Source organism: Shewanella sp. SM101 (assembly GCF_025654465.1).
GTDB classification, from domain to species: domain Bacteria; phylum Pseudomonadota; class Gammaproteobacteria; order Enterobacterales; family Shewanellaceae; genus Shewanella; species Shewanella oncorhynchi.
In genome coordinates, this window is sequence record NZ_JAKKRH010000008.1 from 93,376 (window position 1) to 106,590 (window position 13,215).

A 13,215-nucleotide genomic window follows, 5' to 3' on the forward strand; every position below is an offset into this window, starting at 1 on the left:
GATGTCAGGTAATTAAGATGATTTTTTGACAAATTTAAGTGTCATACGGTCACTTTCACCGATCGCTTGGTATTTTTCTTTATCGGTATCACCCAAGGCAAAAGAGGGCGGTAGCGTCCAAACACCTTTGGCGTAATCTTTCGTATCTTTGGGGTTCGCATTGATTTCTGCACTTTCAACTAAGGTAAAACCGGCTTTTTTGGCTAAAGCAACCATAGCTGCTTGATCCATATAGCCAGTGCTGAAGTTCATTCCTTCGTTGGCTCTATGCTCTACCACGCCAAAGATACCGCCGTCCTTCAACACTTTAGAAGACGCGGCAAACACGTTTTCCAACTGTTCTGTCGATGCCCAGTTATGTAGATTTCGGAAGGTTAATACCAGATCAGCACTACCGTCAGCACCTAAATCCATCTTATGTGGAGGATCGAAGGTAACAATCTTAGCATTGCCCATGACGTCTTTATTGGCCGTCATCCACGCAGCATACTTAGTACCCGCGTTCGCGCGATAACGATTTCCGGGAGTATCTGTCGCAGGAGCCGTTTCGAAACTGGCTGCGATATATTGGCCCTCTTTAGCAAGATAAGGCCCTAATATTTCACTGTACCAGCCATTACCCGGCCAGAGTTCAATCACAGTCTGTTTTGGGGTAATGCCAAAAAAAGTTAAGGTTTCAGCGGGATGACGATAAACGTCACGGCTGGCATTTTTAGCCTGACGAAAATCGCTTTTTAAGACTTTATCTAAGCTTTCATCGGCATAGGTAACACTCGAACATAAACCAGCAAGCAGCAGACTGGCAACTAAGGTGACTTTTTTCATTGTAATTCTCCATGGATACCGAAGGCTTAACCTAGCAGCCAATGGCCAAAAATCCAAGGAATAGAAGTAGGAAAACTAAGCTTTAAGCGACATAAGTGTTTATAGCTCAAAGTGATGAGCAAAATCACCTTTACCTAAATCAACAAAGTTCAAAGCAGAAAAAAGATGAGTAAAACACTAGACGACTGAGGCATTAAACAAGCTTGAGAACTAACGACTTGCGGCATTATCTACGCGGCGCCACGCAAAATACAAAGCGCAGGCACTGGTTAATAACCATAATCCCACCCAAATCCACGCGGGGATCCAAGAACGCTCGGCCAACATCACTGCATCACCTTGACCATCAAGCCCGAGCAACACTGTCGGACTCGCAAGTGCATTAAGCATGATCATCAAGCCAATAATACGCAAAAACTGAGTCAACATTTTGTTTTGACTGAGTTTAAGCGGTAACAACAAAATAATAGTCAGCACAGCTAAAATCGCTAACGTGAGTATATCCCTGCCCCAAAGCAAGCCGCTTAGCACCACTAAAGCGCCCAGCAAGGCAAAGCTCACGCGGATCCCTTTTGGCCAAGTCGCGAGCAAGTAGATTAAATATCCCCAACAGGCCGCGCCAAAATACCCAGCAAAGCCAATCAACATCGGCGAACCACCTTGGCTAAAACAAAATCCTGCACCGTTTGGAAACAACTGAATATGGCTGACCACGCCCGAGCTTAAAATCGTTGCAATACCATGGGACAGTTCATGAAAATAGCTTTCAAGCCATTTAAACGGCACGCTCAAATAGGGAATTCGAGTTATCAATAAAGCTAAAACTAGCTCGATAATAAACAAACCACGGCTTGGCACACCACTTGTGGCTAAGCCTGTCAGTTTAGAAGAGGAAAATCGCGAGGTTGAACGAGAAGACGTTTTTTGATGCTCAAGCATACAAATCCACACCCACCATTTGCTGAATTTCATCGCGTTTGGCGGCATGTTGGGTTTGTAAATATTGAGCAATCGCTCCCTGATGACCGCGAGTATCTTGCTCATACTCGAGGTGCGCACCAAGCCTTGACTGTAAATTTCCCGCTGCGTTTTTACTTTTAGGCTGAGTTTCTAAACTAAGGGCTTCGACGGCATTTTGCTCAATCACTGGGCGTGACGATTCAGGCGCAGTCAGCCCCTGAGCGATAGCGGGTCTATTACTCGCTACAGCATTCGTCAAACTCATTTGATTCACATTAACTTGCATTAAGAAGCCTTAAGTTTGCACTATCCATCGTTAAGCCATTCATAGTTAAGAATGCTTAGCATCAATCGCCTGAGATTCTATCGCAGATACTCAGGCAAAGAACAGCTTATTCACGGCCGGGTAACTTTTTCCATGTGACTGTATCACGTAAGTACACAGGTTCAAGCTCATCGACCGAGGTTGTCAGTCCAGCTTTTATGCCTGCTTCAGCCAATATCAGCATAGCCTTTGCATCGGGATATTTCACGGCCTCGAGAGCTAAAATCCCCTTGCCGAGTGCCAGCAAATCGGGATAAGCATCAAAACCTGTGCCGCAGCCCACAATTGGCGCTTGAGTATCGAGCTGAAGTAGTACGTCCGCAGGCGCACTGACCACTTCTTTACCGACAAGCGTTGCAATACCATCAACGGCCACAAACTGGCCCCAATACACTTCGCCCATGCGCGCATCAATGGCGCACAAAACTTGCTCGGCTTGATGCTGGCTAATCGCCATTTGTGCCATTGCCGCTAAGGTTGAAATACCAATCACAGGCAAATCTAACCCCAGTGCCAGACCTTGCGTCATGCTAGTGCAGATACGGATCCCCGTAAAACTGCCAGGGCCTCGTCCGTAAGCAATCGCAGTCACTTTATCTAAGCGAATGCCTGCTTGCTTGAGCACTGAATCGACCATAGGCAGTAGACGTTGACTGTGTTCACGCGGCGCATCGGCAAGTTCAGCATAAATCTGACCTTGATATTGCAGCGCAGCTGAGCAGGATTCGGTACAAGTATCTAAGGCAAGAATACAAGCAGAGTGTTCATGTGTTATTGTCATTTCAAAACCGGATTAGCGGGCAAGATTTCGCATCAAATTTACATAATCTGTATTGCGCGAATATGCCATGAGAAAACTGGCGCAAATAATAACATCAAATGCCCGAAAACAAAGGACTAAGCAAGCAAGTCAGCTAAAATAGCGCTCGCATGATATTCAGTCGCAAATCTGGACGAGATGGATTTATGTGATCTAAGTCAATGATCAATAAACTCATTAATGAATATAGCTCGCTTGGGGAAACTTTTTCAACTTTGATTGTCAGAGCAGAAAAGTAAGGGGCGAATTTATCCCTTGCCTTTCCCTTAGTATTGTACGATTGCTTTAACCCGCTTTCGATAAGGACATTTCATGTTAAACACGCCTCCATTGCGTCGCTTAAGACGCTTACGTAATTCAGAAGCAATGCGCGATCTGCTGCGCGAAACCCATATTTCACTGAGCGATCTTATCCATCCCCTGTTCATTGAAGAGCACATCACCCATGCCGTGCCTATCTCCACGCTACCTGGCATCAGCCGTTTACCTGAGAGCGCACTGGCGGATGAGGTTCGCGAGCTTTACGCCCTAGGGATCCGCTATGTGATGCCCTTTGGGATTTCCCACACTAAAGATGATAAGGGCAGCGATACATGGGACGACAATGGTTTACTCGCCCGTATGGTGCGCACCATTAAAGCTACCGTGCCTGAGATGATGGTGATCCCCGACATTTGTTTTTGTGAATACACAGATCACGGCCATTGCGGCGTCGTACACAATAATGAAGTCTGCAACGACCTCACAGTCGAAAATTTAGTTAAGCAATCGATAACGGCCGCCAAAGCGGGCGCCGATATGTTAGCACCATCGGCCATGATGGACGGTCAAGTGAAAGCCATTCGCCAAGGGCTCGATGCCGCAGGTTTTGAGCATGTGGCGATTCTGGCCCACTCGGCAAAATTCGCCTCTTCCTTCTACGGTCCTTTTAGAGCCGCGGTCGATTGTGAACTCAGTGGAAATCGCAAGGGATATCAACTGGATTATGCTAATGGTCGTCAAGCCCTGTTAGAAGCCTCATTAGATGAAGCCGAAGGCGCCGATATCCTGATGGTTAAACCCGGCACCCCCTACTTAGATGTGCTCAGCCGTTTAAGACAAGAAACCCACTTGCCACTCGCCGCCTATCAAGTCGGCGGTGAATATGCGGGCATTAAATTTGCCGCCCTTGCGGGCGCGTTGGATGAGCGTGCTGTGGTGACTGAAACGTTTATCGGCTTAAAGCGGGCGGGTGCAGATTTGATTGTCAGCTATTACACCAAACAATACGCCCAATGGTTAACTGAAAGCCGATAGTTGCGTCGGTAGCTAATCAAAAGTTACGCTAATCGTTAAACCGATAGCTAAGCGGCTTGTTAAGAAAACAACTAGGTTTTGCATTTTAGAAACCCCATAAAAAACGCCACCTTTATTGGTGGCGTCTTTGTATTTAACACCCTGTGCTAAATCGCTTAAGCCTTCTGTAATCTTGCAAACAAGGCTTTTACTTTTTCCACTTTAGGACGCACGACCATCTGACAATAGGGCTGCTCACCGTGTAAAGCGAAGTAGTCGTTGTGATAATTTTCAGCGGGATAAAAAGTATCAAACGCTGAAACCTGGGTCACTATCGGCGCATCAAAAACCTTGGCTGCTGCTAACTGAGCAAGCATAGCGGTAGTTTGCTCTATCTGCTCAGCATTATGGGTAAACACCACGGAGCGATATTGTGGCCCCTTATCATTACCTTGGCGATTAAGCGTGGTCGGATCATGGCTCTCAAAAAAGACCTGTAATAGCGTCGTAAAATCAATTTCCTCTGGGTTGAACTCGATATGCACAACCTCTGCATGGCCGGTTTGGCCCGAGCAAACAGATTTATAATCGGCATCATGGGCTTCGCCGCCGACATAACCTGAAGTGACATTCACCACGCCCTTTAGGCTTTTAAAAATCGCTTCGACGCACCAAAAACACCCTGCACCAAAAGTCGCAAAGTGATTCGGTGCTGGTTCAACAGCATCATCCATCCCTTTGAAAACCATAGAAACTGAGTTAACACAGTGACGGATATTGTTAGGTGTTAACATTTCACCTTCAAAGACATGCCCCAAGTGACCGCCGCACTGGCTACAAACAATTTCAGTTCTGCGGCCGTCGGCGTCTATGTGGCGGGTTACAGCGCCGGCAATTTCATCATCGAAGGCTGGCCAGCCACAATGGGCATTAAATTTATGCTCAGAGCGATACAAGGGGGCATGGCATTTTTTGCATAAATACAAACCCTTAGCATCGTGCTCATAATACTCACCACTAAAGGGGCGTTCAGTGCCTTTCTCTTCGATAACATAGCGTTCAAAATCGGTCAGTTTATTCATATTAATGCCCTTTCGACTCACGTCGTTGTGTATTTCGATATTCTTTGATTAAGAAGCTGATTTATAAGGAAGCCAACATAAGACCCACTCCAAGCAAGATTTCTTGCACTCGGCTTCAAAATGCGGCTGACATCAATCCCATCACAACAAATCTAATGCCATACTAACGGATTTGATGACTAAAATCTTACCACTCAAGTAAGTACTAATATAAGTGCTCATATTAAGTACTCATATAAGCGACTGCATAAATGACGGAAAATACGGCAGTTGCTCCAGATCACAGTCGCTGAGTATTTGCACCCACATCAGCGCACGGCTACACTTGCAGCGGGTCAAATTACAACTAAATATAACAAGTAGAAACCAAAATGAAATTAGAAACCATTGATTACCGCGCTGAAAACAGTGCCCAGCAATTCGTTGAATCACTTCGGGAAACTGGCTTTGGTGTTTTATCTAATCATCCGATTGATAAGCGCTTAGTTGAAGACATCTACACCGAGTGGCAAGCCTTTTTTAACTCAGAAGCTAAAAACGATTATATGTTTAAAAAAGAAACCCACGACGGTTTCTTCCCTGCGTCGATTTCTGAAACTGCCAAAGGCAACACAGTCAAAGACATTAAAGAGTACTACCACGTCTACCCTTGGGGCCGTATCCCCGATTCACTACGTGCCAATATTCTCGCCTATTACGACAAAGCCAACGCGCTGGCCGCTGAGCTTTTAGAGTGGATTGAAACCTACTCACCAGAAGAAGTAAAAGCCAAGTTTTCGATGCCATTGCCAGAAATGATCGCCAACAGCCAAAAAACCTTGCTGCGCATTCTGCATTACCCGCCGATGACGGGCAGTGAAGAAATGGGCGCCATTCGCGCCGCAGCACATGAAGATATCAACCTTATCACAGTGTTACCTGCAGCCAATGAGCCTGGATTGCAAGTGAAAGCCAAAGATGGCACTTGGTTAGATGTTCCCAGCGATTTTGGCAACATTATTATCAATATCGGTGACATGTTACAGGAAGCCTCTGGCGGCTATTTCCCATCGACGTCACACCGCGTCATCAATCCTGAAGGTACGGATAAAACCAAGTCGCGGATCTCTTTGCCGTTATTTTTACATCCAAACCCTGCTGTAGTGCTATCGGATCGCTATACCGCTGACAGCTATCTGATGGAAAGATTGCGCGAACTCGGGGTGATCTAAGCCTTAATTCAGCCTATTAATCCAAGCAACAATCGCAAGAGACAGTCAAGGATTAAGCGATTAAAGCGCCTTAGGGCGCTTTTTTTATGACATTCGCCACCTTCAAGGTAGAATAGCCGTTCTTTAAGTTATTTAGGACAAGGCGTTATCATGGCAATTCAGTGGTATCCGGGGCATATGCACAAGGCACGCAAGGAGATTGAAGAGGCAATGCCTCAAGTCGATCTTGTTATCGAAGTGCTGGACGCGCGTATTCCCTACAGTAGCGAAAACCCCATGGTGGCTCAGCTTCGAGGCGACAAACCTTGTATCAAACTGCTCAATAAATCTGATCTGGCCGATCCAGAGATCACCGCACAATGGATTGAATACTTAGAGCGTGAGCAAGGCGTCAAAGCCACGGCGATCACAACGCTGCAAGCGGCAATGGTGAAAAAAATCCCTGATCTCTGCCGTAAGCTAGTGCCAAGTCGCGATAAAACCGAAAAAGACATTCGCACTATGATCATGGGGATACCCAATGTTGGGAAATCTACCATCATCAATACCTTAGCTGGCCGTGTTATCGCCAAAACTGGTAACGAACCTGCGGTAACCAAAACCCAGCAACGGATCAATTTACGTAACGGTATCGTGCTGTCGGATACCCCAGGTATTTTATGGCCCAAAGTGGATAACGAAGCGAGCAGCTATCGCCTTGCCGTCACTGGCGCCATTAAAGATACGGCGATGGAATATGAAGATGTGGCCCTGTTCGCCGCCAAGTATTTCTTAACCGCTTATCCAAAAGAGATTTGTGAGCGCTATAACTTAAGTGAATTACCCAAGGATGATGTTGCACTTCTCGAGGAAATCGGCCGCAAACGTGGTGCGCTGCGTCCCGGTGGTCGCATCGATATGCACAAGGCATCAGAGTTATTACTGCATGAATATCGCTCGGGGAAAATAGGCTTACTCTCGCTAGAAACGCCTGCGATGGCAGAGCTTGAAAAGATTGAAGTCGCCCGTATCATGGCCGAAAAAGAAGCCGAGAAAGAAGCCAAATTGGCAGCAGAGAGACTTAAACGTTCAGGCAAACGTCATAACGACTAGTCAGCCCGCCACTCTGTATTTCGAATATAAGGCGCAGAGTTTGTTAAAGACGTTAAAGACAAGACGCTGATGACTTTTATATTCCAGCTTATGGCGCTCATTTATCAAGTTTAAAGTTAAAGCCAGTATATTGAATATAGTGGCTTTTTTATTATCATAAACGGAAAGCTTGCGCTAAAAAACACTTTTACGCCAATGACTTCTGCGTGCCTGATATAAGCTCTCAATATCCGCCAGTCATCATCCTCTTGGCACAATACACCAAGGAGCCATCTTGGGTTTGACTGCACGGCAAAGGTGCTTTAGTCGCGCGATAGATCTACCACTTCTTTCAAGTTTTCTAATGGTACCCACCCTGATTCTTCACTGACAGCTTTTATACACCATACCCAGCCATTCAACATTCGTGTGCCAATGAGTTGTTCCCCTTCATGCACATTAAGTTCTCTTGCCGTATAGTCCTCAAGCGCCAGCCCGTTGGAATTTTTTAGGCGCTGAATCACTTGACCAGGAACCCAACCAGCATCTTGCCCTGGCGTAGTGCAAAGGAACCAGAGATCCCAGCCTTCAGGACCTGCATATTTGTCTCCAACGGTAAGAGGATCACCTTTTTTGAACGTAATGGGGTTAGGAAACTCACTTTCATGTGGATTGACAACGATATATTTCTTAGTAGTCATGTATTCAGCTAACCTTTTGATAAATATTCGTAAAAATTAACTTTGTTCGCTTATTAAAGCACGCCCAATTAACGCTCGGTTTGAGTGAAACTTATCAGTTTTCTATCAGACAACACACGCATGCACAGTTTTCAAACTAATTATCAGCATAAAAAACTGTAATATTTTGATTTTAAATACGATGACAATAAACTGCATTGTGAGTAGGAAAATGCCAGTTAGCGTAATATGAAGGTATATTCAGTTAGCCAAAAACCGCGCCAATTTGCACGCGGTTTTCAATGGAAATTAACAGCAAGCTAATGAATAATTACAACTTTTTTTAACTTATTTTAAGGTCTTCCAAAACATGATCTGCAGCCTGGAATGCCAACGCTGCCAAAGTGAGGGTTGGATTACCCGTTGCAACCGTTGGAAACACTCCGCTACCGACTAAAAACAGATTGCTATGGTCCCAAGATTGCTGACGAGGATTCACCACCGACGTATCTCTGCAGTCCCCCATTCGATACGTCCCCACAATGTGTCCAGCACCGTAAAACGTAAAATTATGGCCCTGATATTCAAAATTATTCGATGTTACTTGACTCTTATCACCATAAAATACCGGCGCAGGCGGAGCCTTGGTATATTCCCGCGCATCAAGGGCGTCAAAGAGTTTGGTCGAAATATCTTTAGCCGACACGAACGCATTGCGCACATAATCCTCCCGTACACGATAGGTTAATTTGGGGCGCGGCAAACCTAAGTTATCTTTCAGCGTCTCCGACAACTCGACACGGTTGTCCGGATCAGGTAATTGTTCAATTAAATAGCCCATACGAATTTGCCGTGTGTAAATACCATTCAAGGTATTCACCAGTGAGGCACCAAATAAGGCGCTATTCGCAGACATGGCGGGATCAAACCGTAATGGAATCCCCTGCTGATTGACAGAATCCCCATTTAATTGCGAATTATTTTGTCCAAATACAAAATCAGCTAAGGTCGTGAATGGATCATTTGCTGCCCACTGCCAACCTTCATTGCCGATTTCAATACGATAGGCGGCACGGTCTTTACGAAAGGCGCCATCGCGTAAACTTTCGATACCCGCAGTAGATAAAGGCCCCCGAAAACCATAGACAGGATCTTTCGCCAGACCCCAGGCCAAATACATAATGTGATCCATCAAATTACGCCCCACTTGATCGCTATGGTTGGCGACGCCGTTCGGACAGGCTTTATTACGTTTAGACATGAGCAATAATTTAGGCGTCTCAATCGCGTGAGCTGCAATCACATATTTTTTACCCGTAACGGTACCGCCGCCCGTCGCTATCCCCCCGTGAGTTTGATAGGTCACATAATCAATGCCAACAACATCCTTTGTATTTTCATCCACTTGAACATTTGTCGCAACGTGACGATAAAACACATCTACATTGCCGGTTTGCAATGCTCGCCCGAGCGTCACAGTGGCATCGTATTTGGCTTGGATAGGGCAAATAGGAATACAATTTGTATTCCCCGCACATTGACGGCGTTCACCCGGTAATGAATTGCGCCCCTGAGGGGTTGGCGTGACTGACAATTGAATATTGTCGTACACCATATCGCTCACAGCTTGTTCATATTGTTGATCAACTAAAGATGAAACAATGCCAGGCATTGGGTAATCGTAATTCGGCCCATAAACACCATCAGGTGAAACATTAAATCCGCGATAAAGCTGATCCATCGCCTCTTTGTCACCGGCGACGCCAATCTCATTGGTCGCCTGTTCATAATAAGGAACCAGCGCTTGGTAAAATTGTTTTCCACCGGGCCAATCCACGCCCTGCTTATACTGGGTTTGCAACTCAAAATCATTGGGCAATAAATGCAAACTGGTTCCTAGCCAATGCCAAGTTGTGCCGCCGCCAATACGCTCATAGGAACTCGCAAAAGCAAACTTTGCTTCAGGGCTGTCAGGTTTCAAATGCTCTGGTTGCGGCGTGTAATCGAAATAACATTGCTTTGGATTGCGCCATGCGCCAATTTGCAACACGGTATAACGCGGCACATTTTCCTTCGCAGGATCAGGCAGCCCGAGTGGATTATCCGCCGTCGATGCCGCTGGATTTTGCGTGGTTGGAGGATAAGGTGACTCTGGTGTTTTGGCATTGGCTTTAAAAAAGGTTTCCATGTAACCACTGCGGTCAACAGGCACTTCCTGCCCTGCTTCGAGGATTAATACTTTTTTCCCCGCCATCCCCAATTGATAAGCCATGATAGAGCCGGCAATACCTGATCCCACAATAATGACATCGTAATTGGTTTGAGTGCTCATACTGCACCTCCTTGATGACCCGTATATGCCGACAGTGCAGCGGGTGGTTTCGCCCAATAGCCATAGCGATAATTTGAATCCCCCATCGGATGAGCCTGCATAACTTGCCAGACTAAACCTGTGGTATAACTTTTAGCCGAAATCATATCGCTAACCGTGGTTTCCGGCTCTGTATCCGTCGCGGGAATAATGGTTGGCCATGCACCTGAGTACCACATAAAAATCAATTTACGACAGGCCAACACAAAATTAGCCCCGTTGTCTGGCACCAGCATTTGCGTGCCAATTTGTTGATCTGATAATTGCTGCGCTTTTAACTCCGCAAATTTTTGCAGAATAGTTGTAACTAAAGTTAGGTCCTTCGATTCTTCGGTTATTTTTTGCGTAAACACGGCTAAGTATTCGGATTTAATATCCACGGGATCCAATGTAGGGGCAATAATACTGGTAGCAAAGCCGGTTAATACCGCGCTCAAACCAATAAAATTATTCATAGTATCGGCAGTCGCGCCTGTAATATCAGTCATGATGAGTTCCTTTCGTAAATTATTGCGCGCGTTGCAGCAAGTAAGTGAAATCTGCAAAATTACCGTTAGTGGTTGCCGCATTATTGTGACAAGCCATACAGCTGCTTGATGTTTGCTTTACCGAACCTTGGATATAAGTTTCGAGCGTGGTGTTCGCTAAAAATGAGGGAGCAGGCACGCCCGTTGGATCGGTGGGATTTTTGGCATCGGTAGGCCATTGCGTGCTGATCAATTCGTAGTTCTTCCATACCGATCCCGGCACGACAGCGTCGAGTGCAGCGTGATAACTGGCATTTAAGGCTTTAGCATCGGCAGTGATAGGAATAACGCGTTCAACTTGAGTTGGTTTAGTGTGCGGGTTTGCCGGATCCCACGGGCGTACTGGGGGTTCATTCACTTTGCAGTCAGTACATTTAGCATCGTAAAAATTATATGCCGACAATGATGCTGACTCACCTTGGGTTGGCGCATTAGCAACATGCTCAAAGGTAGACCAAATCCATTGTGGTTCGTCTGCGGTTTTGTGGGCAATGTGAAATCCCACTAACCCGACTTGCTCAAGCACACACGCGGGCTTGACCCCGTGCTGCTCTTCGGGATTGTTATAAACTAGCGCGTAAGTTGTATAGTAATTCGTCGCATCAAACTTGCCGCCCATTTTTATCCATGAGGCCTTAAGCATGATAGAACCTACCTGCCCGGTTTTACTGTCGCTCGCGGTAAAGTCGACATCGGCATTAAACTGTTTCTGTCCTTTTTTGCTGTAAAGGTTATTGTCCAAAATAAAATTGAACATAGTTTCATTGGTTAATATTTCATAACGGGTATAAAGCCCGTTTTGGTCAATCAATGGACCCGTTGTAAAAGGCTCACCGCTTTCATCCAACACATTCGGGGTCTTCCCTACTTGCGTTAAATAAATAGTCCCTTCAGGAATGGACTTTGGATCAATACTTTTGCAAACATCCGGCACATTATTGGACTGATCCCACCCAGGTGGTTTTACGCCATCGGGTAAAAAAATCTCCCGGCTTTCCTTCCAATGCAGCCACACGACTGGCTGGTTAGTTTTTTGCCCAATGGTGGACATAGTATTGGGTGTGCCATCGGCATTTGCTGGCCAGTTAAGTGCAATAAACGATTGCCAAGAAAAATCATCAAAATCATGTTGCAGGCTTTCGAGTGAGAACGGGGGTTTTGCTGTGATTTCCAGCGGCATAACAGGGCTTAACGTGGGTAGCGTTATAGCTGCTTTTGTCTCTACTGGTGCTTCTGCATGTACAGCAGCACTCATACACAAAAAAAACGCACTATAGCGAAAAGATTTGATAGACATGAAATTAACTCTCCTTGTTATTGGGACTTATTCAATGCTTAAAACGTTACAACTCCACTTTCTTTAACGACTTAAAATCAGGGCTTTCACAACACCCGCCACTGCAGGCGTGATGGCACGATACAAATAGCGTACAAGACTTGACCTCAACCAAATCCAAATAAATGGGTTTCGATATTAAAATTGAAGTTTGCTGTTTTGATCGCAGTCTCTGGCTTACTGAGCCAGTCTGAACAGATTGATTGATACGGATAAATATTAACGTCTTTCATTGAAATTCCTTTTCATGATTGCGTTTTATCACGATACCTTGAGTCTAGATTATTCATTGATGATCACCTCAAATGAAACCTAGTTATCTCAGTGGAAGGGTTAAACACTCCTGTGTTCCCGTAGTGAAAATAATTCTATTCTGCAGAAAGAAAAGTAACCTTCTGAAAATATTCTATGTTAAAAGATTGTTTACGTTTCACTTATTGTCAAGCGTGAGGCAGGAGGTTTATTTTATTTGCAAAAAAGCTCGCCGCACGACACGACGATAACAGCGGTAAAAAGCATAATGTGATATCAAGAGTTCAACATTGATCTGAAGTCTGCGAGGACCAAGCGTGGACAGGAACTAACTAAGCGATCGTAAAATCGGTCGCAACTACGCGCGGCCTATTCTTATTTGGTAGCCATTGATTCAACAATAACTGTCAAAGTTTGGAAGATTTCGACTCATTTTCATCATTAGATTCTGTAAAGAGTCACTCAGCATCTGATTATATG

The 13,215-nt window shown here is 45.4% G+C and carries 12 protein-coding genes; 3 read left to right on the forward strand and 9 right to left on the reverse strand.

Features of this window, described 5'->3' with window-relative positions:
• Positions 1 to 12: 12 nt before the first annotated feature.
• The 4 genes from L5M38_RS06425 to tsaB all read right to left on the reverse strand — a co-directional run bounded on the left by L5M38_RS06425 (position 13) and on the right by tsaB (position 2,891).
• On the reverse strand, positions 13 to 825 hold the full coding sequence (locus tag L5M38_RS06425; protein ID WP_263178598.1) for a class I SAM-dependent methyltransferase: 813 nt from the start codon (positions 823 to 825) through the stop codon (positions 13 to 15).
• Positions 826 to 1,035: 210 nt separating this feature from the next.
• The gene (locus L5M38_RS06430; RefSeq protein ID WP_263178599.1) at positions 1,036 to 1,764 is read right to left on the reverse strand and encodes a M50 family metallopeptidase; all 729 of its coding nucleotides are present in this window, start codon (positions 1,762 to 1,764) and stop codon (positions 1,036 to 1,038) included.
• Positions 1,757 to 2,071: a hypothetical protein gene (locus L5M38_RS06435; protein ID WP_105252271.1), complete on the reverse strand. Its 315-nt coding sequence runs from the start codon at positions 2,069 to 2,071 to the stop codon at positions 1,757 to 1,759. Before L5M38_RS06435 ends, L5M38_RS06430 begins: the two co-directional genes overlap by 8 nt.
• Positions 2,072 to 2,177: 106 nt before the next feature.
• On the reverse strand, positions 2,178 to 2,891 hold the full coding sequence (gene tsaB, locus L5M38_RS06440) for a tRNA (adenosine(37)-N6)-threonylcarbamoyltransferase complex dimerization subunit type 1 TsaB (RefSeq protein ID WP_263178600.1): 714 nt from the start codon (positions 2,889 to 2,891) through the stop codon (positions 2,178 to 2,180).
• A gap of 351 nt (positions 2,892 to 3,242) precedes the next feature.
• Here tsaB and hemB point away from each other — a divergent pair, with 351 nt between their 5' ends.
• Positions 3,243 to 4,226, forward strand: a complete 984-nt coding sequence (gene hemB, locus L5M38_RS06445) for a porphobilinogen synthase (RefSeq protein WP_028760201.1) — start codon at positions 3,243 to 3,245, stop codon at positions 4,224 to 4,226.
• 155 nt (positions 4,227 to 4,381) lie between these two features.
• Here the strand turns inward: hemB and L5M38_RS06450 are convergent, their stop codons facing one another.
• The gene (locus L5M38_RS06450; RefSeq protein WP_212599826.1) at positions 4,382 to 5,287 is read right to left on the reverse strand and encodes a bifunctional methionine sulfoxide reductase B/A protein; all 906 of its coding nucleotides are present in this window, start codon (positions 5,285 to 5,287) and stop codon (positions 4,382 to 4,384) included.
• 371 nt (positions 5,288 to 5,658) lie between these two features.
• Between L5M38_RS06450 and L5M38_RS06455 the strand changes: the two genes are divergently transcribed.
• Together L5M38_RS06455 and ylqF are read left to right on the forward strand one after the other, a co-directional pair.
• A complete protein-coding gene (locus L5M38_RS06455) occupies positions 5,659 to 6,498 on the forward strand; it encodes an isopenicillin N synthase family dioxygenase (RefSeq protein WP_263178601.1) in 840 nt (279 codons plus the stop codon).
• Positions 6,499 to 6,648: 150 nt separating this feature from the next.
• Entirely contained in the window at positions 6,649 to 7,590 is a 942-nt protein-coding gene (gene ylqF, locus L5M38_RS06460; RefSeq protein WP_011919190.1) for a ribosome biogenesis GTPase YlqF, read from the forward strand.
• A 302-nt stretch (positions 7,591 to 7,892) separates the two neighbouring features.
• Here ylqF and L5M38_RS06465 read toward each other — a convergent pair whose 3' ends face one another.
• From L5M38_RS06465 to L5M38_RS06480, 4 genes are all read right to left on the reverse strand, one after another.
• Entirely contained in the window at positions 7,893 to 8,270 is a 378-nt protein-coding gene (locus tag L5M38_RS06465) for an SH3 domain-containing protein (RefSeq protein WP_263178602.1), read from the reverse strand.
• 322 nt (positions 8,271 to 8,592) lie between these two features.
• Positions 8,593 to 10,581, reverse strand: coding sequence for a GMC family oxidoreductase (locus tag L5M38_RS06470; RefSeq protein ID WP_263178603.1), 1,989 nt, complete (start codon positions 10,579 to 10,581; stop codon positions 8,593 to 8,595).
• Positions 10,578 to 11,108, reverse strand: a complete 531-nt coding sequence (locus L5M38_RS06475) for a hypothetical protein (RefSeq protein WP_263178604.1) — start codon at positions 11,106 to 11,108, stop codon at positions 10,578 to 10,580. The genes L5M38_RS06470 and L5M38_RS06475 overlap by 4 nt, the downstream gene beginning before the upstream one ends.
• 19 nt (positions 11,109 to 11,127) lie before the next feature.
• A complete protein-coding gene (locus L5M38_RS06480) occupies positions 11,128 to 12,444 on the reverse strand; it encodes a hypothetical protein (protein ID WP_263178605.1) in 1,317 nt (438 codons plus the stop codon).
• Between the last annotated feature and the right edge of the window lie 771 nt (positions 12,445 to 13,215).

Bases quoted from the DNA above. Each gene is read 5' to 3' on its own strand.
- ylqF (WP_011919190.1), top strand. From the start codon at position 6,649: ATGGCAATTCAGTGGTATCCGGGGCATATGCACAAGGCACGCAAGGAG.
- L5M38_RS06475 (WP_263178604.1), bottom strand. From the start codon at position 11,108: ATGACTGATATTACAGGCGCGACTGCCGATACTATGAATAATTTTATT.
- L5M38_RS06465 (WP_263178602.1), bottom strand. From the start codon at position 8,270: ATGACTACTAAGAAATATATCGTTGTCAATCCACATGAAAGTGAGTTT.
- L5M38_RS06450 (WP_212599826.1), bottom strand. From the start codon at position 5,287: ATGAATAAACTGACCGATTTTGAACGCTATGTTATCGAAGAGAAAGGC.
- L5M38_RS06425 (WP_263178598.1), bottom strand. From the start codon at position 825: ATGAAAAAAGTCACCTTAGTTGCCAGTCTGCTGCTTGCTGGTTTATGT.
- L5M38_RS06430 (WP_263178599.1), bottom strand. From the start codon at position 1,764: ATGCTTGAGCATCAAAAAACGTCTTCTCGTTCAACCTCGCGATTTTCC.
- hemB (WP_028760201.1), top strand. From the start codon at position 3,243: ATGTTAAACACGCCTCCATTGCGTCGCTTAAGACGCTTACGTAATTCA.
- L5M38_RS06470 (WP_263178603.1), bottom strand. From the start codon at position 10,581: ATGAGCACTCAAACCAATTACGATGTCATTATTGTGGGATCAGGTATT.
- L5M38_RS06480 (WP_263178605.1), bottom strand. From the start codon at position 12,444: ATGTCTATCAAATCTTTTCGCTATAGTGCGTTTTTTTTGTGTATGAGT.
- L5M38_RS06455 (WP_263178601.1), top strand. From the start codon at position 5,659: ATGAAATTAGAAACCATTGATTACCGCGCTGAAAACAGTGCCCAGCAA.
- tsaB (WP_263178600.1), bottom strand. From the start codon at position 2,891: ATGACAATAACACATGAACACTCTGCTTGTATTCTTGCCTTAGATACT.
- L5M38_RS06435 (WP_105252271.1), bottom strand. From the start codon at position 2,071: ATGCAAGTTAATGTGAATCAAATGAGTTTGACGAATGCTGTAGCGAGT.